Source organism: Mannheimia granulomatis (assembly GCF_011455695.1).
Taxonomy (GTDB): domain Bacteria; phylum Pseudomonadota; class Gammaproteobacteria; order Enterobacterales; family Pasteurellaceae; genus Mannheimia; species Mannheimia granulomatis_A.
Genome location: NZ_CP015030.1, coordinates 1,629,638 through 1,653,566 on the forward strand (window position 1 = coordinate 1,629,638; position 23,929 = coordinate 1,653,566).

18 protein-coding genes are annotated in these 23,929 nt (G+C 39.7%); 9 read left to right on the plus strand and 9 right to left on the minus strand.

Annotated features, from left to right (window positions below):
* Positions 1-27 precede the first annotated feature (27 nt).
* Together yccS and mgsA are read right to left on the minus strand one after the other, a co-directional pair.
* Positions 28-2,244, minus strand: a complete 2,217-nt coding sequence (yccS, locus tag A4G16_RS07870) for a YccS family putative transporter (protein WP_165889421.1) — start codon at positions 2,242-2,244, stop codon at positions 28-30.
* 33 nt (positions 2,245-2,277) lie between these two features.
* Positions 2,278-2,736, minus strand: a complete 459-nt coding sequence (gene mgsA / locus A4G16_RS07875; RefSeq protein WP_165889422.1) for a methylglyoxal synthase — start codon at positions 2,734-2,736, stop codon at positions 2,278-2,280.
* A gap of 130 nt (positions 2,737-2,866) precedes the next feature.
* Here mgsA and thrC point away from each other — a divergent pair, with 130 nt between their 5' ends.
* Positions 2,867-4,141: a threonine synthase gene (thrC, locus tag A4G16_RS07880; RefSeq protein ID WP_165889423.1), complete on the plus strand. Its 1,275-nt coding sequence runs from the start codon at positions 2,867-2,869 to the stop codon at positions 4,139-4,141.
* 73 nt (positions 4,142-4,214) lie between these two features.
* On the opposite strand, the gene A4G16_RS07885 is transcribed toward thrC, so the two are convergent.
* A complete protein-coding gene (locus A4G16_RS07885; protein WP_165889424.1) occupies positions 4,215-4,949 on the minus strand; it encodes a glutathione peroxidase in 735 nt (244 codons plus the stop codon).
* Between the two features lie 120 nt (positions 4,950-5,069).
* Between A4G16_RS07885 and oxyR the strand changes: the two genes are divergently transcribed.
* Both oxyR and fabR read left to right on the plus strand, forming a co-directional pair.
* Positions 5,070-5,951 carry a DNA-binding transcriptional regulator OxyR gene (gene oxyR, locus A4G16_RS07890; RefSeq protein WP_165889425.1) on the plus strand — a complete coding sequence of 294 codons (882 nt, stop codon included), beginning with the start codon at positions 5,070-5,072 and terminating at the stop codon, positions 5,949-5,951.
* Between the two features lies 1 nt (position 5,952).
* Positions 5,953-6,582, plus strand: coding sequence for an HTH-type transcriptional repressor FabR (fabR, locus tag A4G16_RS07895; protein WP_165889426.1), 630 nt, complete (start codon positions 5,953-5,955; stop codon positions 6,580-6,582).
* A gap of 30 nt (positions 6,583-6,612) precedes the next feature.
* Here fabR and A4G16_RS07900 read toward each other — a convergent pair whose 3' ends face one another.
* The 5 genes from A4G16_RS07900 to A4G16_RS07935 all read right to left on the minus strand — a co-directional run bounded on the left by A4G16_RS07900 (position 6,613) and on the right by A4G16_RS07935 (position 18,702).
* Complete coding sequence (locus A4G16_RS07900) at positions 6,613-6,912, minus strand: DUF4298 domain-containing protein (protein ID WP_165889923.1); 300 nt, start codon at positions 6,910-6,912, stop codon at positions 6,613-6,615.
* Positions 6,913-7,053: 141 nt separating this feature from the next.
* Complete coding sequence (locus A4G16_RS10985; protein WP_237052362.1) at positions 7,054-15,000, minus strand: YadA-like family protein; 7,947 nt, start codon at positions 14,998-15,000, stop codon at positions 7,054-7,056.
* Positions 15,001-15,328: 328 nt separating this feature from the next.
* Positions 15,329-16,318: a virulence RhuM family protein gene (locus A4G16_RS07925; RefSeq protein WP_165889427.1), complete on the minus strand. Its 990-nt coding sequence runs from the start codon at positions 16,316-16,318 to the stop codon at positions 15,329-15,331.
* A gap of 190 nt (positions 16,319-16,508) precedes the next feature.
* On the minus strand, positions 16,509-17,873 hold the full coding sequence (mpl, locus tag A4G16_RS07930) for a UDP-N-acetylmuramate:L-alanyl-gamma-D-glutamyl-meso-diaminopimelate ligase (RefSeq protein WP_165889428.1): 1,365 nt from the start codon (positions 17,871-17,873) through the stop codon (positions 16,509-16,511).
* Positions 17,874-17,946: 73 nt separating this feature from the next.
* Entirely contained in the window at positions 17,947-18,702 is a 756-nt protein-coding gene (locus A4G16_RS07935; protein WP_165889429.1) for a VacJ family lipoprotein, read from the minus strand.
* Between the two features lie 157 nt (positions 18,703-18,859).
* Here A4G16_RS07935 and metJ point away from each other — a divergent pair, with 157 nt between their 5' ends.
* The 3 genes from metJ to panF are packed head-to-tail and all read left to right on the plus strand — an operon-like array spanning position 18,860 to position 20,873.
* Positions 18,860-19,177 (plus strand): met regulon transcriptional regulator MetJ, encoded by a 318-nt coding sequence (gene metJ / locus A4G16_RS07940; protein WP_025248288.1) that lies wholly within the window; start codon positions 18,860-18,862, stop codon positions 19,175-19,177.
* 47 nt (positions 19,178-19,224) lie between these two features.
* Positions 19,225-19,449 carry a YhdT family protein gene (locus A4G16_RS07945; protein ID WP_165889430.1) on the plus strand — a complete coding sequence of 75 codons (225 nt, stop codon included), beginning with the start codon at positions 19,225-19,227 and terminating at the stop codon, positions 19,447-19,449.
* The gene (panF, locus tag A4G16_RS07950) at positions 19,449-20,873 is read left to right on the plus strand and encodes a sodium/pantothenate symporter (RefSeq protein WP_165889431.1); all 1,425 of its coding nucleotides are present in this window, start codon (positions 19,449-19,451) and stop codon (positions 20,871-20,873) included. The genes A4G16_RS07945 and panF overlap by 1 nt, the downstream gene beginning before the upstream one ends.
* Before the next feature lie 80 nt (positions 20,874-20,953).
* On the opposite strand, the gene nhaA is transcribed toward panF, so the two are convergent.
* Complete coding sequence (gene nhaA / locus A4G16_RS07955) at positions 20,954-22,138, minus strand: Na+/H+ antiporter NhaA (RefSeq protein WP_165889432.1); 1,185 nt, start codon at positions 22,136-22,138, stop codon at positions 20,954-20,956.
* 179 nt (positions 22,139-22,317) lie between these two features.
* Between nhaA and A4G16_RS07960 the strand changes: the two genes are divergently transcribed.
* The 3 genes from A4G16_RS07960 to psiE are packed head-to-tail and all read left to right on the plus strand — an operon-like array spanning position 22,318 to position 23,926.
* Positions 22,318-22,746, plus strand: coding sequence for an EamA family transporter (locus A4G16_RS07960; protein WP_165889433.1), 429 nt, complete (start codon positions 22,318-22,320; stop codon positions 22,744-22,746).
* Positions 22,747-22,764: 18 nt separating this feature from the next.
* Positions 22,765-23,517 carry a 4'-phosphopantetheinyl transferase family protein gene (locus tag A4G16_RS07965; protein WP_165889434.1) on the plus strand — a complete coding sequence of 251 codons (753 nt, stop codon included), beginning with the start codon at positions 22,765-22,767 and terminating at the stop codon, positions 23,515-23,517.
* Complete coding sequence (psiE, locus tag A4G16_RS07970) at positions 23,510-23,926, plus strand: phosphate-starvation-inducible protein PsiE (RefSeq protein ID WP_165889435.1); 417 nt, start codon at positions 23,510-23,512, stop codon at positions 23,924-23,926. Before A4G16_RS07965 ends, psiE begins: the two co-directional genes overlap by 8 nt.
* Positions 23,927-23,929: the final 3 nt, after the last annotated feature.

The window sequence follows — 23,929 nt, forward strand, 5'->3', positions numbered from 1 at the left end:
AGGGATGATTTTACCTTCCCTTACTATTTATGCCTTATCAAACTTCTTTTCTGCCTCACACAGATTTTCCGCTTTTAATAAACTTTGAATCTGTGGCAGAAGTTGCACGATCAAACGCAATTGCTGTATTAGCACTAACGCAGTCCCACCCTGTTTTTGGGAATTATCCTGTTCAAACTGCGCTAAATCTCTATCGATAGCGGTCAATTTTTCGGATAATTTTGTAAATGAGCGGCTGCTATCGGCAATCTGTCCGATAATATTCGCAACCTCTCGCCCATGAGAAAAGAAAATAGCAGAAAAATCCACTTGCCGATTAATCTCTCGGCTGGCGATGCGGTAAGCACCCAAAGTGGAAATATACCCCAGTAAAGTATAAGCAATCCCTAACAATTTCGGGGCAAAAGTTAGCTCGTTAGCATATTTTTGCGGTTCACTATACATATTGGTAATGGCATTGCTTAATGCCGATAAATGATTATGCACATCACGGCGGGCAATACGGTAAGGCAACTGCTCGTTATAGCCAAATTGCAACTGGGCGATAATATGCCTTAAATAACCACCACTGGCTTTCAATGCGTTATGCAGATTATTATGCAAATTCAAATATTTCCAATCCGGCCATAAAAATGTTACCGCTAGCCAAGCAATAGCTGTGCCTAATAAAGTATCTACCATTCGCATTAATACGCCACTTTCAATGCTAACCCCTGCAATATCAAGGCTTATCATCACCAGTACCGTAATATAAAAAGTAGAAAATCCATAATGGACTAAGCGGAAAAAAGTATAAAGTGAACCAGTTAGAACAATTAATCCGAGTTGCGCTTCCAGGCTTAAGGTAACATTAAACAACTCGAAGGAACCACCAACCAGTACCCCGAAAATAGTTCCCATCACCCGATGGATCAAACGTGTTTTAGTTGCGGTGTAGTTAGGCTGGCATACAAAAATTGCTGTGAGTAAAATCCAATAGCCTTTATTATCAAATCCTAAAACGGGCACTATCGCACCACATAAAAACACGACAATAGAAAGCCTAATTGCATGACGAAAGAGTTGCGATTCAAAGGTTAAATGCCCTTTAATCGCTTGGGTAATATTACGCAGACCGGTAATATTTTCTGCACTCAAGCGGTTAGATTTAGTGAATTTTTTGCTAAGTGGCTCAATATACTCAGCATTGCTCTCTCCTTGCTCAATTTGAGCTAACTGGCGCTCAATATTGCCTAAATTCTCTGCAATAGAACTCCAGCGGTAGGCACTCTCTAAGCCCCTTTCTTGATGATAACTCAAAGAATTGAACAAACCTTGCAATGCTTTCTCTCCACGAATACTGTGTGCATAAAACTCTCTATGCCTTAATGAAACTGCGATTTTTTGGCAGGCTTCCGCCTGCAGTTCCAGCACACGTTGAAAGCGGAACATCAAGTCACTATTGCTTAATTGCTGAAATAATTCATGGTATTGATAATGACTGGAACTTGCTCTTTCCAAAATATCTTGGGCAGTAAAATAGTATCGCAACATACGCTGTGTACGTTGCTGGCGATGCTGCCGTCTTAAACGGTAAAATAGAGAAACCCTGGTTTTATCAAAAGCGGCCATCACCTCACTATTGGCTTTTGCCAGAGCTAACTGTTTAGCACTTAAGTCATCATCATCCGGATCAAAATAGGCGGATTTTGCCAATAAATAATGACTTAATGCAGCATAAGCCGAGGCTAAATTTTCCTGAACAGTCCGATTAGGAAAAATCAAGTAAACTAAAATACCGACCAAGCCATATAATAAGGCTCCCAGCAGAATCATCACAACATTGTGATACCATAAAACATCCGGGGTATAAGTGAGGCTGTTATAGACTGCAACGATAAGCGTGCCAAAGGCAATAGTATTATAGCGTTGTCCAACTGCACCTAACATAACCAATAAAAAGGTGCAAAAAACTAGTACCGGCACAAACAGCCAGCCCAAATAGAGCGAAATACTGGCCCCTACAGAGGAAAGTGAAAATGCAACCAAGCTAATAATCAGATTTTTCAGGCGACCAACAAGACTATTATCTAAATCAACCAACCCGCCGGCGATAATCCCCAACATCAACGGCATTGCAAAATCAGAAATTCCTAACTGCCAAATACTAACTGCTGCGATATTTAGCGAAATAAACATCGGTAGGGTTTTAATTACATTTTCGGATAACCAACTTGTTTGGAATTTTTTTAACAATCTCTTCATATTTGTATTTTTTTCAAAGAATCAGACCGCTTGCTAACCCAAACGCTCCCTCAAATAGCTATCATAATCCGGCACGCTAACATTCAATTCTTGGTTAAATAAATCGGCATTAAGTAGAAAGTTTGCGGTCGTTTCGTTAATCGCAACAGGAATATTCCACACCGTTGCGATCCGCATTAACGCCTTAACATCCGGGTCATGCGGGGCTGCATTCATCGGATCCCAAAAGAAAATCAACATATCAATTTTCTTCTCCGCAATTAAACCGCCTAACTGCTGATCGCCCCCCATCGGTCCGCTTAATAAGGACGTAATTTCAAGTCCTGTTTCTCTGCTTAATAAATGTCCGGTTGTGCCGGTAGCATAAAGCTTATGTGAAGCAAGTCGTTGTTTATGCTTTTCTGTCCAATGAATTAAATCTTGTTTGCAACTATCGTGAGCAACTAGAGCTATCTTTTTTTGTTTTGATATTGGGCGAAATGTCGTTTTCATAGTTTAGTTCCTTTTGGCAAAATTTTTACTAAATCATACCGCTTATTTTTCGGTTTTGCATTGACTAATAGACTGTTATAGCTAAAATCAGTTAAAAATTTCCATTTAAAAAATAAAGGATCCTCCATAAATGAACTTATACAACATCAAGCACCCAGAAGAACAAGTCAATTTTGCTCAAGCGGTACGTCAGGGTTTAGGCAAAAATCAAGGCTTATTCTTCCCTGAAGTATTACCGCAATTAGACGATATTGATGCTCTACTCGACTTACCTTTAGTTGAACGTAGCCAAAAAATCTTAGCTGCATTAATTGGTGAAGAGTTACCACAGGCTACCCTAGATGCAATGGTCAAAAATGCCTTTACCTTCCCTGCACCACTTGCGAAAGTAAACGATGATATTTATGCATTAGAATTATTCCACGGTCCGACCTTAGCCTTTAAAGACTTCGGAGGACGTTTTATGGCACAAGCTCTTGCGAATGTGCGTGGAGACGGCAAAATCACGATTTTGACCGCTACTTCAGGCGATACCGGAGCGGCTGTTGCTCACGCATTCTACGGTTTAGAAAACATTAACGTAGTCATTCTTTACCCGAAAGGCAAAATCAGCCCACTGCAAGAAAAACTGTTTTGTACTTTAGGGGGCAATATTCGCACAGTTGCTATTGAATCAGATTTTGATGCTTGCCAAGCGTTAGTCAAACAAGCTTTTGATGATGCTGAACTTCGTCAGGCTATTGGCTTAAACTCCGCAAACTCAATTAATATCAGCCGCTTACTCGCCCAAATTTGTTACTACTTTGAGGCGGTTGCACAACTGCCGAAAGAAAAACGCAATAACGTGGTAGTTTCTGTACCAAGCGGCAATTTCGGTAACTTAACCGCAGGCTTAATCGCCAAAACCTTAGGCTTACCGATTAAACGTTTTATTGCTTCAACCAATGCGAATGACACTGTTCCACGCTATTTACAGTCAGGTAAATGGGAGCCGAATGCGACAGTGGCCACACTTTCAAATGCGATGGATGTAAGCCGCCCAAATAACTGGCCACGAGTGGAAGAGCTATTTAAACGTAATGAATGGCACCTTTCAGATTTAGGTTCAGCTGCATTAAACGATGAAGAAACCGAAGCTGCATTAAAAGCCCAATACGCAGAAGGTTATTTATGTGAACCGCACGGGGCAATTGCTTACCAAACATTAAAAGACCAGCTTCAAACAGGTGAAACCGGTATTTTCTTATGTACTGCTCACCCAGCAAAATTTAAAGAATCTGTTGAGCGTATTTTAGAAATTGAACTCTCCTTACCGGAAGCATTAGACAAGCACAATAAGCTGCCATTATTATCTGATGAAATGGCTGCTGATTTTGCTGCATTACGCGAATATTTACTGAAATAATTTATAAAGAAAGGGATTAAGTTTTCACTTAATCCCTTTCATTTTAATGCTTACAAGCGGTTATATTTGCCGATTATTTTGCAAAATACGCTTCTAAGGCAGCACCACCGCCGATATGCTTACCACCGATAAACACTTGTGGCACAGAGGTTTTACCAGTAATTGCACGCACAGAAATCGTACTTGCATCACGACCTAATACGATCTCTTCAAACGTATAAGCTTTTTCTTTTAATAAAGCTTTTGCTTTTGCACAGAACGGGCAACCTGGTTTAGTGATGATCGAAACAGACTCTTTCGCAGTCCAATTTGGGCTTAAATATTTAATCATTGTATCGGCATCCGATACTTTAAACGGATCGCCCGGCTCTTGCGGCTCAATGAACATTTTCTCAACAATACCGTTTTTTACCAGCATTGAGTAACGCCAAGAACGTTTACCAAAGCCTAGGTCATTTTTATCCACTAATAAGCCCATACCATCGGTAAATTCACCGTTACCGTCCGGGATTACAGTGATGTTTTCAGATTCTTGATCCGCTTTCCAAGCATTCATTACGAAAGTATCGTTTACTGACATACAGATGATGTCATCAACACCTAACGCTTTAAATTCACAAGCTAACTCGTTGTAGCGGGGTAAGTGAGTTGAGGAACACGTTGGAGTGAATGCCCCCGGTAGTGAAAACACAACAACAGTTTTATTATTGAATAATTCATCTGTTGTTACATCTACCCAAACATCATTTTGGCGGGTTCTGAATGTTACATTTGGTACTCGTTGACCAGTCATATCTTTAAAAGACATAATGTTTTCTCCTTTTAGTTTATTAATTTAATTATAAAAATCGTAAGCATTGTACTCGTAAGTATGGCATAATTCAGCCTATCGGATTAATAGGAGAAATTTTTAAACTGGAGAAATCAAGTGAATATTCGAGATTTAGAATACCTTATTGCCTTAGCAGACCATAAACATTTTCGCCGAGCTGCCGAATCCTGCAATGTTAGCCAACCCACCTTAAGTGGTCAAATTCGTAAATTAGAAGATGAATTAGGCACAATTTTACTTGAACGCACAAGTCGAAAAGTTCTCTTTACCCAATCAGGTCTGACCTTAGTTGAACAAGCTAAAGCCGTTTTACGCGAAGTGAAAATACTAAAAGAGATGGCAAGTAATCAAGGTAAAGAGATGTCCGGCCCGCTACACGTTGGTGTTATTCCAACGCTAGGCCCTTATATTTCACCCATTATTATTCCGGCCCTTAAAAAAGATTTTGCCGATTTAGAACTTTACATTTATGAATTGCATACTAATCAATTATTGGATCAACTGGAATCTGGTCAACTAGATTGCGGCATAATTTCATTTGTCAAAGAGAGCGAATCTTTTATTGAAGTGCCAATTTTTAATGAAGAAATGTATCTTGTTGTTTCTGAAGAACATGAATGGGCAAAACAGGATAAATTAGATATTAGTGTATTGCAAAATCGGGAATTACTCTTCCTTGACGGTGGCCACTGCTTACGCACTCACACATTAGATTACTGCTTATCTGTCGGGGCAAAAGAAAATCCTCACTTTAAAGCAACGAATTTAGAAACATTACGCAACATGGTTGCAGCCAACGTTGGTATAGCACTTATTCCTAAATTGGCTGCTAAGCCAACACCGGGCGTGTGCTACATCCCATTTGACAACCCGCCTCATCGTGCCATAGGTATGGTTTATCGTCCGGGTTCTCCTTTACGTGTCCGTTATGAGCGTTTGGCCCAAGCAATTACCGAAATTATGCAAACAGAGGTTTAATATGGCTAACGGCATCAGCGTACGTGCTATTCAAAAAGAGAAAACACGTAGAGCCTTAGTGGAAGCCGCATTTAACCAATTAAGTGCGGAAAAAAGTTTTTCCAACCTAAGTTTACGGGAGGTTGCTCGAGAAGCCGGCGTTGCACCTACTTCATTTTATCGCCATTTTAAAGATATGGATGAATTAGGATTAGCAATGGTAGATGAATCCGGTTTGCTGCTACGTCAACTAATGCGACAAGCTCGTAAGCGTATTGCCAGTGGTGGAAGTGTAGTCGTCGTATCGGTTGAAACATTTTTTGAGCTCATTAGCGATCGCCCTAATGTGTTTCGTTTGCTCTTGCGTGAAAGCTCGGGAACATCTCAAGCATTTCGAACGGCTGCCTCTCGCGAAATTCAGCACTTCGTGGCAGAACTTACAGATTATATTCTAAGCAAAGATAACCACAGTAACCGTAACCTTGCCTATATTCAAGCAGAAGGTTTAGTCACTCTCGTATTTACTGCCGGCTCTCACGCCTTAGATATGAGCAATCAAGAACGGGAAAAACTGAAACAGCGTGTAATTATGCAACTGAGAATGCTGATTCGTGGCTCTGCATATTATGCCAATAAACAATTTACTCCTTAAAAAAACAGACGCCTAAGCGTCTGTTTTCTTTTATTCTTTAGTAATCAGTGCGGTAGATAACCTTAACCACTCTAGTGCTAATTGATGCTGTTCAGCCAAAGCATTCCATAATGCATCTTCCGACAAGATACTATAATTACCTTTAGTATCTAACTCTTCATCAAAACTATCATGCAATTCACGCCATTTCGGGCTAGCGTAAAATTGGCTTAATGGCTCTAAAAGCTCAGCCGCTTTTTTCCATTGTTCTAGCCCCTTTTCCAATTCAGGTAATAGCTCTACCCATTGATTATAAAGATCTTGCATTTTCTGAATATCGGCTTTTTTCATCATTTTTCCTCACTTGCAAGCGGTCTGATTTGCAAATTTTTTTACAAATCAGACCGCTTGTAACCATCAATTTTAGTTTATCCAATATAACATAAAAAATCCCCTTCCGAAGAAGGGGATTCAAAACTAGATTAGGCTAAATTACCATTGGTATCCTACGCCTACACCACCACCGATGTCACCACGGCTGTTTGCATTACCTTGTAATTTCAAGATAAGTTTGCCGTTATCGCTTGAGCGTGAATAACCTACTGCAAGTGCGTTTTCACCTTTGAAAGTACCACCTGCGGCTGCTACCATTGATTTACCCGGAATGTAAACCTGTGGTAATGCAGCTGCCGCATTTGAACCGGCAATCCCTGCTCGCGCTTCACGGTTGTTACGGTTAATCTTGTTGTTCAAGTGATTAACAGTACCTTTCAACTGACCAACATTCACTGCATCAGTATCTGCTTCACCGGCTTTAACGTTAGTAATACGATTACCGCCGTTATCTAAACCATTTTTAGTTAAGCTAACAGACTTACCTGCAGATCCATTGTTGATGGTTACACCGTTGTTATTCATGACTGTGTCACCAGTTTTCACGCTAGTAAATTCAGGATTATCTGATACCGCAATATCAACTTCCTTACCTTTACCGCTAATCTCAATGTTACGACCGGCTCTTACTTTCATTGTTTCGCCTGCTTTTACTTTGCTATCTGCGTTTGCCGTATAAGTCGATTTACCATTAGTACCTTCAACCTCACCAGAACCCACATTCCAGCTTACATTGTTCACTGCTTTTGCAACCGTTGTTGCATTGACATAGTGAGCACCTGTGCCGTTCGGGTCTTGAACATTGATTGTGCCATTATCCGCTACCGTCAAGTCAGTGTTATTCACATTAACTTTAATTTCACCTGCTTTATCGCTCGTTACCGTCGTTCCGGCACCGTTGACAATATTAATCGCACCGTTATCCGTGCCAATGTTGTTACCGTTTACTTTGGTGTAGTTGTTTAACTGTGAACCGTTAATTACATCTGTGCTCACCGGGCTAATATCGCCGTTTGCTACATTGGTAATCTTATCACCGCCTACATCTAAGCCTTTATTGCCTGATGTTAAGGTTGTGCTTTTCGCAGGGTCTGTTGCATCACCCACTACCACTGTCGTTGAGTTCACTGTGTTGAAGGTCACATCATCTTTGGTTGCGTAAGTGACTTTACCGTTAGCTTCTTGCTTCACGGTTAGGTTTTTACCTGCGGTCATATCAATGGTTTCACCCGGATTGATCATCTCATCTGAACCAGAGATTTTGCTACCACCATTTGCTGATGTTTTTAAGGTAAAGCCTGAAGCATTAATTGCATCTGCAACTGTCTTCGCACTCACTAATGCATCTGGAGCTTCAGCATTACCCACTTTACCATCTTTTGTTGGTGCATAAGTCGTGGTATTTGCTTTAACTTCGCCAGTATTTGGATCTGTTGTAATCGTAGTATTATCTACATTTACAGTCAGTTTACCTTCACCATCACGTGCTATCGTTTTATCCGTTGCAACATCAACTGTGTATTCAGTATTGCCGTTAGCATCTTCAGCTGCAGCATTTACAGTTACCGCTTTAGACCCTGCCTTCACCGATGAAGTTTTTTCAGAACCTGTGATAGCCGCAGCAATATCACCTGCCGTCATCACTTTATTTTCATCGCCAGCTTTAACACTTACGTTACCACGAGTAACCGTTGGCGCATCTGCTTTAGCTACATCTACATTGTAAATAGCTTGACCATTTTCACCTGTTCTGGTGCTCAGTGTCGCTAAACCTGATGCTGTCACCTCTGTTGCTGATGCTTTCGCCGCTGCCTGTAAATCACCGACATTTACTGCATTGCTTAAAGTATCACCTTCTGCATTTTTAATTGCATCGGCTAACTCTTTACCCGTTGGAGCTGTACCATCGTCTTTACGTACACCACTTGCAATATTGGTTAACTGTACCGGCGCATCGCCTGTTAATTTCGCTGTATTACTCGGGGTTGACGTATCATTTGAATCTTTGTTTACAAACTCAAGCGGGCTATCTACCTTAATGATGTTTTTACCGTCTTTATTCTCTACAGTAACAACGGTTCCCTTACCATTTACAAAGTTCACTGTATCGTTGTGTACAACCGTGTCTACAGCTTGACCGTTACCTTGTAAGTTCCAGCCCGCATTCAACACATCACCTACTGTAGCTGCGTTGTTTTTCTTATTAGTTAAGCTTTCTGGGCTATTAGCTGCCGGTTGCTCTTTAGCTACGCTTGCATCTGCTAAATTGCCTGCCACATTACTAATTGTTTTGTTACCTGCATTAATACCGTCTTTATTGATAGTAATCGGGTTATTAGCCGGATTCGCCGTATCAGTCGGTACTGTGATAGTGTTAGATGTTACGCTGTTGAAGTTCACATCATCTTTAGTTGCAAAAGTAAACTTACCATCTTCTTGCGTGATTTTGATATTTTTACCTGCATCTAAAGTAACTGTTTCACCTGTTTTAATCAGCTGATCTTTATTGCCCGATACTTCACCTGCACTTGCCGATGCTTTTGCAATAAAGCCTGCATTGTTAATTGCATCTGCAACTGTTTTTGCCGTGACTAAGGCATCAGGTGCGGTTGGCGCTGCAACTGTACCATTATTATTGTTGGCTAAGTCGCTTGTCACTGCTGCGATATTGCCATCCTTATCAACTGTAACAGTCTTATTATCAGTCTTCGCTGCAACTGTGTAAGTAGTTGAACCATCATCATTGGTTTTAGATGTCACTGTTACACCTTTGTCACCTTCAACCTTGGTTGTTGCGGCATTGACTGCCGCTTGTAAATCACCTACATTCACCGCGTTGTTTAACGTATTGCCTGTTGCATTTTTAATTGCATCAGCTAGATCTTTACCTGTTAGCGAGGTACCATCGTCTTTACGTACACCACTTGCAACATTGGTTAATTGTACCGGCGCATCGCCTGTTAATTTCGCTGTATTGCTCGGGGTTGACTTATCATTAGGGTCGGTGTTTACAAACTCAAGCGGGCTATCCACCTTAATGATGTTTTTGCCATTCTCGTTTTTCACTGTTACTACAGTACCCTTACCGTTTACAAAGTCCACTGTATCGTTGTGTACAACCGTGTCTACAGCTTGACCGTTACCTTGCAAGTTCCAGCCCGCATTCAACACATCACCTACTGTAGCTGCGTTGTTTTTCTTATCTGCTAAGTTAGCAGCACTGTTTGCATCAGGCTGTTTGTTAGCTGTGCTTGCATCTGCTAAATTGCCTGCCACATTACTAATCGTTTTGTTACCTGCATTAATACCGTCTTTATTGATAGTAATCGGGTTGTTATCCGGATTATTCTCATCGGTTGGCACTTTGATAGTGTTAGATGTTACGCTGTTGAAGTTTACATCATCTTTAGTTGCAAAAGTAAACTTACCATCTTCTTGCGTGATTTTGATATTTTTACCTGCATCTAAAGTAACTGTTTCACCTGTTTTAATCAGCTGATCTTTATTACCCGACACTTCACCTGCACTTGCTGATGCTTTTGCAATAAAGCCTGCATTGTTAATTGCATCTGCAACTGTTTTTGTAGTGACTAAAGCATCAGGTGCAGTTGGCGCTGCAACTGCACCATTATTATTGTTGGTTAAGCCGCTTGTTACTGCCGTGATATTGCCATTATCATCAACTTTTACTGTTGTACCATCAGTTTTCGCTGCAACTGTGTAAGTTTTTGAACCGTCTGGATTGTCCGCCGGTGTTACCGTTACACCTTGAGTACCTTCAACTTTCGTTGTGGCTGCTGCTTTAGCTGCTTCCAACTGGCTTACGTTTACTGCATCTGTTGGAGCAGTACCATTTGCTACATTAGTAATCTTAGTTGCATTGCCGTCTTTATCACCAATTTTGATATTATTACCTTCATTCGTGATCTTCGGACCATTGTCACCAATTTGAATAGTGTTAAATTTCACATCTTGTGCTGTTTCAAAGGTAAAGACTGTGCCAACACGTTTAACTTTTAAGTTAGTGCCTGCATTAAACTCAACTTCATCACCCGGATTGATTAATTCAGAAGCAGCTTCATCACCTTCTGCTTTATTACCGCCGGATTTCGCTTTCCAACCGGAATTATTAATTGCATTGGTAATATCGCCTGCATTAACCAATTTCTTCGCATCATCAGCATTTGGTGCATCAACCTTACCATCTTTATTTCCATCATTCAGAGTCGTGGTATTTGCTTTTACTGCACCGGTTGCCGGATCTTTAGTAATGGTTTCATTATCAACATTTACAGCAACATCAAATTCTGTTGAACCATCATCCTTCTTAGTTGGTGTAACAGTTACAGATTTATCTGCTGACACAACGCTTTCTTTAGAGGCAGCAGCAAGCTGTTTTAACTGACTCATATTAACAGCATCAGTATCGTTTTCACCTGCTTTCACACCAGTGATCTTAGTTGGGTTACCATCATTACCAGCCACATTGATGTTCCCGCCGTTGTTAGTGATCTTAGGGCCATTGTCACCAAAAGTTACACTGTTGAAAGTTACATCATCTTTGGTTGCGAATGTGAAGTTTGCGCCATCACGAGTAACTGTAATGTTCTTACCATTTTTTAAATCAACTACATCACCCGGATTAATTAACTCACCAGCATCGCTATTTGCTTTTGCTGTAAAACCTGACTTGCTAATTGCATCAGCAACTGTTTTTGCTGTCGCAATTTTATTGTCATCATTCGCAGGAGGTGTTACTTTACCTGTTGTTTCATCTACAGCAATCGTTGTAGTATCAACATTAAAGGTAACATCTGCAATTGTATTGTCAGACTTCATTGTCACATTTGCTTTTGTACCTTTGCCATCTACAAAGTTTACTGTGTCGTAAGCCTTAACAAAGTCTTTTGCTGTACTGTTTTCTTGTAAGTTCCAGCCTGCATTTAACACATCATCAACTGTTGCTGCATTGTTTTTGATGTTATTTACATCTGCCGGCTTCGCTTGTGATGCTGTATTCGTTGCATCACCTGTGCTATTTGTAACAGGTAAGTTGCTTGATACATTAGTAATTGGCTTACCCGCTGCATCAATGCCGTCTTTTGTGATCGTAATTGGCTTATCGTTACCATTTGTACCTGTAGGCACAGTAATAGTGTTCGATGTTACACTACTGAACGTAACATCATCTTTGGTCGCAAAGCTGAACTTACCGCCTGTTTGAGTAACTTTGATATTTTTACCTGCATCGAAAGTCACAGTATCGCCCGGATTAACAAGCTCTGCTGAAGTACCTGATACTTCGCCTTCGCTTTTGCTTGATGTTGCGGTAAAGCCTGAATTTTTGATTGCATCTGCAACAGTTTTTGTGGTTGCCACTTTATTTTCATCTGCCGGCGTTGTTACTGCACCGGTCGTGTTATCAACAGTAATTGAGCCGGTATCTACATCAAAAGTGACTTTAGTTACACCATCAGCTTCTGCTGTTACATTTGAAACAGTACCTTTACCGTTTACAAATTGTACAGCTTCATTAGGTGTTACCGTGCCTTTATTTGTACCTGCATTATCCTTAACATGGAAACCTTGGTTTACATAACTGTTTAAGTTGGTAATAGCATCACCAACATTATTTGCTGTATTACCATATTGGGTTTTGTCTGCATTTGTAACATTATATTTTGGTTGAGTAACAGAACCGTCCGGATTTACCACTGAACCACCACCAAAATTACTTGCAGTTGAATTTGCAAGATTATTGGTTGCATTCATAGCCATATAAAGTTGTGAACCGTTAATTGCATCTGTTGATGTTGCAGAAATCTGACCTGCTGCCACATTTTGGATTTGGCGTTCTTTTCCTGCAGAACCTACAGAAACAACATCATTTTTATTTTGGTTCACACCTGCAAAACCGGAATAGCTGATTTTGCCGACTGTTGCATCATTGGTTGGCGTTGCTTCACGTGTTGTTGAGTAATTACCCAACGCAACAGAACCTGCCAAGTTTGTACTCGCATGATGGCCTAAAGCTAACGCATTCTCTGCACTTGCTACCGATTCCGGGCCAACAGCAGTTGCATTTGCACCGCTTGCCGTAGCACGCGTACCAATTGCTAATGCAGATTGTGCTGATGCAGTTGAATTTGCACCCATGGCAGTTGCAGCATTAGCAGTTGCTTTTGTACCTACACCGATTGCAGAAGCTTTTTCAGCAGAAGCATTGGCATTTGAACCAATGGCTGTTGCATCTCCTTCACCGGCTGTTGTTTGACGACCAATCGCAGTTGCACCATTTGCAGAAGCATTTGCAGTATGTCCAAGTGCCGTAGCTTGAATACCTTTTGCAATAGCACCTACACCTAACGCAGCAGCACCATTGCCGTTAGCATTAGAGTTCGTACCTAATGCAATTGCAGCCTGATCTGCAGCGGCAGCATTCGGACCAATAGCAATTGCATTTGTCCCTGTAGCGCCATCATTGTTTTTATTACCTGTAACAGTTGAATTTACTGAGAAATATTCAATTTGCTTACCTTGTACTGCCGGGGTAACAGAAAGATCGTAAATCAAAGTACCATTTGCATTTCTATTTGCACTCGTTACTTTTACTGTACCGTCAGTTGAAACTACAGTAGCTTGAGTATCTTTCGTAAATTGTGTAATTGCATCTTGTGTTAAGCCAATTTCATAATTCGTTGTATTGGCCGCTGTTGCTGCTTTACCTGTTACTGTGATGTAAGTTGGAGAAACAGAACTCGCGGTAGTGTTATAGGCATTTACTGTGTAAATTGGTTGACCATTTGCGCCATCAGTTTTAGCTACATTTACGTTAGAACCGGCAACTACTTCCGTTTTCACAGCTTTTAATGCTTCTTCAATCGTATTTTTATTCGTACCGCCGATATTAGTATAAGTAACAGAACCATTCGGATTTACGACAGCATTACCGCCTAAAATATTTTTAGTTGAGTTTGCAAGGTTATCTGTCGCTTTCATTGCCATATAAAGCTGAGAACCGTTAATAGCATCAGTTGAAGTAGAAGAAATCTGACCTGCCGCTACATTTTGGATTTGGCGTTCACTACCTACATCCCCTACAGAAAACACTCGGCTTTTATATCCTGAAGCTACATCTACAACACTATTACCGGCAAATCCACTATAAGCAATACTACCAACCGTTGCCGAATTTACATTTTCCCCAGCTCTAGCAACAGAATTTGAACCAACTGCCACAGCTTTGTTTAAATTCTCACCTACCTTACTATTAACACCTAATGCTGTTGCATTTGCACTCGAAGCATTAGCATTATTACCAATAGCTAAAGCACTCGTAGCTGCTGTCGTGGTTACAGCACTTGCACCAAGGGCTAATGAACTTGTACCATTTGCAATTGATTTATTTCCCATTGCACCAGAGAAATCAGCATTTGCCGTTGAGCCTGAACCCATTGCGAATGAACGCGTACCATTTGCAAAATTTCTCCAACCCACAGCAGTTGAACGGTTACCATGAGCCTCTGCACCAGCACCAAAAGCAGTTGCTCGGTTACCTGTCGCATGAGTATCTGTTCCTAATGCTATAGCATTTGCTGATGTTGCAGTAGATCCCATACCAATCGAAATTGAAGGTACTAACGCCATATTAGTTCCACGCCCATACAAACTTTCTTCGCCAATTGAGTTAGTTAGATAAGATGTATCTTCAGGATCTGTCAAATTGGTTCTATGTGTTGCATTAGCTCCTGTGCCAATTGCAATAGTAGAGTTACCTGTAGATATTGAGCCTACACCAATTGCAATTGACTTATCGCCTGTTGCACTTGCTATCGTTGTGATATAGGAATTTGCAGTTGAACCTATAGATACTACAGCTACAGCATTACTTGCACCTAATACAACACCAGCACTAGCTACTAAAGCTAATACCCCTTTACTTGCAGAGCTTGTTGACTTAACTTTACCCTTCGCCTTTTGTAATTCGGACACAGCAACCCAACTCATCGTTGCCTGATTCCAAATAACCTTAAAAATTTTATTCATATAAACCCCTATAAAAAAGAAAAAGATTATGCGAAATTCACTTTCAACATAATCTTAAATAACTGAAAACTGCTTAAGAATTGCTGAGTAAATAGTTTATTTTTCTATTAACACAGCCAGAAATTAAACTGAGTATATTTTACTGCATTTGAAATACAATGTATCTTTTTAAATGTAAATTTAGTGTAAAAAAAGCGTTATCTTTGCCTATTATAACAAGCGTTAATTTTAATCAATTGCCTACCAATTTTGATGGAAGATTTATTCAAAGAGGTTATAAAACACAAGCGGTAAAATTTTGCAAAAATTTTACCGCTTTCATTATTATCTATTTCTTCAATTTATTCTCTAATTGCTCTAAATCCCTCAGATCTTCCAAATCTGCTTCCTGCTGTTTAAGATGTTTACGATTAGTATCAAATTTCTTATATTGCTCGTTAGCAAAAATTTCCATTTGCTTGTGAGTGATTGAACCAGCGTTTTCCAATACAGGAAAACCGTTAAATTCAATTAGTGCATCCACATTTCTTCGCCAGAAACCTAAAGTCAAGTCTTGATTATTTTTCACTCTCAATTCTGCACTCTCAAGGAAAATCATTACCAAACGATTTAAAGAATCTAATTCATTGTTATCTAAGTAATTTTTCGCTGTAATAATATCTCCTTTACGTACTACCTTTCCTTTCCAACTCGTTAATCCCATATTAGCTCTAGCAGAATCAGCACGTTGGCAAATTAACTCAGCAGCCGTTTGGTTGGTAATTGCATAAATAAGTTTATTTTGTGTTTCCGCAAAAAACATTTGGGTATTTTTATCGGTCTTATCGTAATCACTAGAGAGTTTAAAAAGTTCTCTTATTTTTTGATAGAAACGCAGTTCACTTGCCCGAATTTCACGTATTTGTTCAAGTAATTCATCAAAGTAATCTAAGCGTCCCTGAGGATTTTTCAAACGTTCAGTATCAACTAGAAAACCTTTTTCAAGATAAGAACGCAAAGTGCTATTTGCCCATTTTCTAAACTGAACTGCTCTTGGACTACGTACGCGAAAACCAATGGCCAAGATCATTTCAAGCGAGTAGTGTTTTACTTGATACTTTTTACCATCTTGAGCAGTTATTAAATAATCCTTAATAACTGAATATTCATCTAACTCTTTGTCTTTTAAGATATTTTTAATGTGAATGGTTATATTTGGTACAGAGGTGTTAAAAAGTTCAGCAAGCTGATTTTGTGTCAGCCAAGCTTCATTTTCTACCACTAATAATGCTACGTTACTTTTCCCGTCTTCAGTGTTATAAATAATCAAATCGCTCATATTTTTATTTTACCCGTAATAATTTAACTACTACTTTTTCCAAAAATTTTAGCCGTTATATGTATTATTTTTAACTGACATTTGTAAATAGCAAGAGTGATTTCGATTTTTTTCGATGCAGATCGTAAAAATAGATTCGCCAAGATAACCAAGCGGTAAAATTTTGCAAAAATTTTACCGCTTGCATGCTCTATTTATCTGCTAATTTGGTTAGGATCTTATTATGAATGCCCCCAAAAGCCCCATTACTCATCACTAAAATATGATCGGTTGGTTTGGATTCTTTGACAATTAATGCAACTAAATCATCAATATTTGCAGACCAGTAAGCCGGTTGAGATAATGCATTGGTTATCTCACTCACACTCCAAGCAATGATATCAGGTTGGTAAACAAATACGGCTTCAGCATCGTGCAGGCTTGGTGCAATCTCTTCTTTGTGAACGCCCATTTTCATCGTATTTGATCGAGGCTCTAACACTGCAAGAATTCGTTGATTTTTACCGACTTTACCACGTAAAGCATCAATAGTCGCTTCAATTGCGGTTGGATGATGGGCGAAATCATCATAAACAGTAATGCCGTTTACTTCACCTTTCACTTCCAAACGGCGGTTAGCATTAATAAAGGTCCCTAATGATTGGCAAGCACTTTTTACCTCAACACCAGCGTGGTGAGCGGCGGCAATCGCCATCAGCGCATTGTGCATATTATGTTTTCCAATAACCGACCAATGTACTTCGCCTTTTTTTTCACCTAAGTGAAAGACTTCAAATTTTGAACAATCTGCAATTAAAGGTTTCGCAAACCATTCGTTATCCTCACCGATAAATTGCAATTGACTGTAGCTGCCCATTTTTAGGGTATTTTGTACATTTTCATCAGCGATTGCCGATAAAATGCAGCCACTTTTCGGCATAGTACGAACTAAATGGTGGAACTGGCGTTGAATCGCTTTTAAATCATCAAAAATATCAGCATGGTCAAACTCCATATTATTGATAATTAAGGTTTTTGGCGTGTAATGCACAAATTTTGAGCGCTTATCAAAAAAGGCAGAATCGTATTCGTCTGCTTCAATCACAAAGAATTTGCTATTGCCAGCTCGTGCGGAAATGCCGAAATTGCCCGCCACGCCACCAATTAAAAAGCCGGTATCAATACCGTTTTGATCTAGAATCCACGCTAACATTCCTGTGGTTGTGGTTTTGCCGTGTGTACCGGAAACCGCCAACACCCAGCGATCTTTAAGAAGATGATCATGTAGCCATTGTGGGCCGGAAGTGTAATTCAGTTGGTTATCCAATACATATTCAACGCAAGGGTTACCACGACTCATCGCATTGCCGATTACAACCAAATCTGGTACCGGTTGCAACTGAGCAACATCGTAATTTGGGATAATTTCAATACCGTGAGATTCTAAAAAAGTGCTCATCGGCGGGTAAACATTGGTGTCTGAACCTGTCACTTTGTAGCCTAACTCGCGGGCAATCATTGCAATTCCGCCCATAAAAGTGCCACAAATTCCTAAAATATGGATATGTTTTTTCATTTTTCTTGATTTCAAATAGGAACAAGCGGTCGTATTTTGCAATTTTTTTGTAAAATATGACCGCTTGTTGGAATTAATCAATATTTTTCAGTTCTTCTTCTGAAAGTTGCTCTTGCTGGTTTTGTTCAACATTACCGTCTTTTACCTTAAATTCCAAGTTTTGGAAATAAGCTTCACGGAAAGTAACATAAGGATCTTGTGCTTGTTCTAATAACGCATCTTGCTCTAATAATTTAGAACGTGTATCAACACCTTGCACCACAAATTTTGCAATTGACCAAGGGGCGCCTACATAGGTGAGCACCGAATAGCCGGTTTCTACCGCGCTACCAATCGCTTGGCGAGGTGTAGTTGCGCCATAAGCCGGTACCATAATATAAGAGCCGGAAGAAACACCGTTTGCGCCTAAGCTTTCGCCAAGAGTTCGTTGCCCGTTGTTCAAACGTAAGCCATCGTCTAAGCTTGCCCAGTCAATTAAACCGCCTAAACCAAAAACTGTGTTGATCCAAAAACGGTTAAAGTGAACCATTGCTTTCTTTCCTTCACCTTCAATTAATCGGTTTACAAAGCTCACCGGCTCATCAAGGTTGTTAGCAACATTGGTTAAACCTGTTTTAATCGGGCTTGGTACATACTCTTTCCAACCTTTTGCCACTGGCTTTAAAACATAGGGGTCAAAATATTCGTAATTGACTTTCCACATAGCACGGTTAAAACCTTCGAGAGGATCCTCCCGCACACCGGTTTCTGGGTTAATGCTTGAAGAGCAAGCGGTTAACACCGCAATGCTGAGCAGAACAAAAATCTGCTTGATTGATGCTAATTTCATAAAATTTGCCTTTTGGAGATTAATTTCTGTCATTGTAGCGAAGTTGCCGGAAAATACAAAATAAAAAGCAGATTTCCCTTTAGAAATCTAGACGTCCAGATTGAGATATCCTTCACTTTTGATTACAATACCAGCAAAATTTTAGGAGTAATCACAAATGGCAGACTGGAACGGCGAATATATCAGCCCTTATGCCGAACACGGCAAAAAAAGCGAACAAGTGAAAAAAGTCACGGTGTCAATTCCGATCAAAGTGTTAGAAATTTTAACCAATGAAAGAACCCGCCGACAAATTAAAAATCTTCGCCATGCGACTAATAGCGAATTATTATGCGAAGCCTTTTTACACGCATTCACCGGGCAACCTTTACCAAATGATGAAGATTTAATGAAAGACCGAACTGATGAGATCCCGGAAGAAGCAAAACAAAAAATGCGAGAGTTAGGAATTAATCCTGACGAATGGCAATACTAAAAACGCCTCACACTTATGAGGTTATTTTCATTTTTAAGGAGACGTTTATGAATAAACAATTAACAACAGAGGCTCGCTGGGCAGTATTGCTAACGCTACTCTATCTATTTGGTTGGGTGGGATTTGCTTATTTTTCACCACAAGGCAGGGGAATTTTTGGCTTTCCAATTTGGTTTGAGCTTTCTTGCATTTTTTTACCGATTATTTTTACCTTCATTGCTGCTGTCGTAGTTAAAAAAGCCTATAAAAATATCGATCTGGAGGTAAAATAATGAATAATGAAATGATTCTTCCTTTGATAGCCTACTTACTCTTTGTCTTCGGTGTGGCTTTCTATGCCTACCGTAAACGTCAAGGTGGTAGTTTTATTTCCGAATATTACATCGGTGGACGTTCAATGTCCGGTTTTGTGTTGGCAATGACAACGGCCGCAACCTATGTAGGAGCAAGTTCATTTATCGGAGGCCCGGGAGCGGCTTATAAGTATGGCTTAGGCTGGGTATTACTGGCGATGATTCAAGTACCCGCAGTGTTACTTTCGCTAGGTGCATTAGGTAAAAAATTTGCTTTACTTGCCCGCAAACATAATAGTGTCACTATCAATGATATGCTACTTGCACGCTACCAAAATAGCTTTGTCGTATGGATTGCAGGCTTTGCCCTACTACTCTCCTTCTTTGCAATGATGACCGTACAATTTATCGGTGCAGGCCGATTACTTGAAACGACACTTGGTATTCCTTATAAAACTGCTATAGTCATTTTTGCAATTACCGTTGGGCTTTATACCTTTATTGGCGGTTTTAGGGCTGTAGTCTTAACCGACACAATTCAAGGCTTAGTAATGATAGTAGGAACAACCATTTTGCTGGGAGGCGTAATTTATGCGGCAGGTGGAGTAGAGAATGCAATTAACGCACTTGAAGCAATTAACCCTCAATTAACTGCACCTTATGGCATTGATGAACGCCCACTTGATTTTACCTTTATGACCTCATTTTGGGTGCTGGTTTGCTTTGGTTTAATCGGTTTGCCGCATATTGCGGTAAGAAGTATGGCATATAAAGATAGTCAAGCACTGCATAAAGCGATGATTATCGGCACCATCGTGATTGCGATTTTAATGTTCGGTATGCATCTTTCAGGCGTGTTAGGTAGAGCTGTCGTCCCTGATCTTAAAGTGCCGGATCAAGTAATCCCAACATTAATGGTTCAAGTACTTCCGCCAGTAGTTGCCGGTATTTTCTTAGCCGCACCAATGGCAGCGATTATGTCTTCGATTGATTCGATGCTAATCCAAGCATCATCAACCTTAATCAAAGATCTCTATTTGGCAATCAAACCAAATTCGATTAATAACGAGCGAAAAATTAAATTATTTTCAACCATTACCACATTAGCATTCACGTTCTTTTTAGTGTTTGCCGCCCTAAATCCACCCGATATGTTGATTTGGCTGAATTTATTATCACTCGGCGGCTTAGAAGCAACTTTCCTTTGGGTTATCGTATTAGGACTTTATTGGGAAAAAGCCAATGCAACAGGAGCAATTTGCTCAATGTTAGCGGGGTTAAGCAGCTATGTTATCATGACAAGCTTTAAAATTTCTATTTTTAGCTTCCATGCAATTGTTCCTTCTCTGATTATTGGTCTAATTGCATTTCTTATCGGAAACCGATTCGTCAGAAAAGCATAATAAAAATAGGCATAGTGGCTTAAAGCAACTATGCCTATTTTTTGCAAAAATCTGAGTTAATTTGACCGCTTGATTTTCATTTATAAACGTTCTTCAACATAATTTTTGTTTGTTACCATTCTGAGTAATAGATAACCTAAAATGGCAGAAACCGCAGAGCCTAGTAAGATACCTAAACGAGCTAATGCTGTGATTCTTTCACCTGTTGCACTGACATCAAAGGCTAAGCTTGCCAGGAACATAGACATGGTAAAACCAATCCCACATAATACTGAAATTGCAAAAATTTGTTTAAAATTAACCCCTTGCGGTAAGCTTGCAAAACGTAATAGTACAGCTAAGTAACTAAAGCCAAACACGCCCACGGTTTTACCTACAATCAAGCCTAAGGCAATACCTAAAGGCAATGGCGATGATAATTGCTCCATACCCATTTCTAATAATGACACACCGGCATTAGCAAACGCAAATATCGGTAAAATCATATATGAGCACCAAGGGGCAAGAATATGCTCTAATTCCTCTGCGGGTTTCTCACCGTTTTTACCTTTAAGCGGCACACAAAATCCGATAATCACACCAGCTAAAGTAGCATGAACCCCTGATTTCAATACGGATGTCCAAAGAATCAATCCAACTACTAAATAAGCACATAACGAGGTGACTTTAAAACGATTAAGCAATACTAATCCAACAATTGCAATAGCGGCAATAGTTAGGGCTTGAACACTAATTTCTTGGGAATAAAAGATAGCAATAACAATAATTGCCCCTAAATCATCAATAATTGCCAAAGCCAATAAAAATGCTTTTAGTGCTAATGGCACTCTTGCTCCGAGTAAAGCCACAATACCCACCGCAAAGGCAATATCTGTTGCCATAGGGATAGCCCAACCTTCGTGATATGCCGGATGATTTTTGTTAATCGCCCAATAAACAAGTGCCGGAATAATCATACCACCTACTGCTGCAACAGCAGGGAAAATGGCTTTCTTATAGCTCGACAGAGATCCTTCAAATAACTCTTTTTTTACTTCCAGCCCAACTAAAGCGAAAAATACCGCCATCAAGCCATCATTTATCCATAATAACAAAGGCTTATTTAAAGCGAATTCACCGAACTGCAAACTTACTGTAGTTTGTAAAAATTCAAAATAGAAATCATTTAATGATGTATTTGCGCATACAATTGCAGCAAATGCAAAAATCAGGAGTAGAATCCCTCCCGCTGCTTCAGATTTAAAAAACTCCTTTATTTTTACCATTTATTTCTCCAATATAAAAATTACATATAATGTACCTAAATTTTAGTACCTATAAATTACCCTTTATCTTTTACCAAAGATTTTACAAAGATTAAACAGAAAATTTGATAAACTAGAGGTAAGTCACGTTTTATCACTCCATATGAATAAAAAACACACAAAATTGTTAAGGATTTGTTATGTCACATGAATGGCTTTATTGGGCACTTGCCTCTGCCCTTTTTGCTGCACTAACAGCTATATTTGCAAAAATCGGCTTACAGGGGGTTGATTCTGATTTTGCCACCTTTATTCGCACTATTGTTATTATACTGACATTAATAGCTTTCTTAACTTACAGCGGAAAATGGCAACCGTTAGCAGATTTAACCAGTAAAAATTGGCTGTTTTTGATTTTATCCGGCCTAGCTACTGGCATATCGTGGCTGGCTTATTTTAAAGCACTACAAATGGGTAATGTCTCACAAGTTGCTCCGATTGATAAACTCAGTCTCGTGCTGGTCACACTTTTTGCAGTCATATTTTTAGGCGAACGGCCAAGCGGACAAGATTGGTTGGGGATCGGTTTGGTAGCATCAGGCGTACTGCTATTGGCATTCAAGCGTTAATTACAAGCGGTTATTTTTATGAAAAATTTTACAAATCAAGCAGCCACGATTGAGATTGCCTTTATTCATCGAGAAGAACAACTGCCAAACGATTTTAGCTACCCTGCCATGCCGGATAATTTAAATAGTCGACTGTGCAAAAAATGGCAAGGTCAACGTGCAGCACATTTTCTGTTAACGGAATTATTCAAAAAATATGGACTGGATTTAACCCTATTACAAAATATAGCACGCACAGAAAGCAGGCGGCCTTTCGTCCATTCAGACCATATTGATTTTAATATCAGCCATTCAGGCGATTGGATAGCGGTCATTTTTTGCTATTCTTTTACAAAATTAGCAGTTGGCGTTGACATTGAACATCCCCAAAGAATCAGACGTTATCGTGATTTAATTCTCCACTATGCCAATATTGAAGAACAACAAGTTTTACTAGCTGAAAATTGCCCGTTACTAAACAATCTTGCCGAACGCTTTTATTTGAGCTGGTGCTTGCGAGAGGCAATTTTAAAATCGCAAGGCGTGGGCATTGTAAAATTATCGGAAGTAACTCACTTACCGCTGACAAAACAGATTTTTTCCGCTCATTGCCCGAGCGGGAAACTGCATTTTATTAGCGAGCTACCATTCTATTTAAGCTACTTCTATCAGCAACCGCAAAATATGATATTATCTGAACCACAATTATGGCGGTGGCAAGCAGGAAAATTTCAACCGATTCATTGCCAATCTATTATTTATGATGTTAATTTAAGGACAACCAATGCCTAAATCTCTAGAAGAACGCCACTCAAGTTTTGGAAAAATCGCATCTGAAATTTTCCAATGGGTGCTCAATATCTCTTTACTTGCTACCGGAGCGTTACTCTCTTATTCTCTCTTCGCTGAAGCATACTCACTTTACGAGCTTTCATTCAGCCACAGCGAAAAATTCCAAATTGTGGAAAAAATCGTTATTTTCTTCCTCTATTTTGAATTTTTGGCATTAATTGTGAAATATTTTAAATCCAACTATCATTTCCCGCTGCGATACTTTCTGTATATCGGCATTACCGCAATGGTCCGCTTGATTATTGTTGATCACTCAAATGCAATGCACACCTTGCTTTTTGCACTCTCTATTTTAGTAATGATCATCGCGCTTTTCGTGGTACATACCGACCGTTTACAAAAAAGTTAAGGA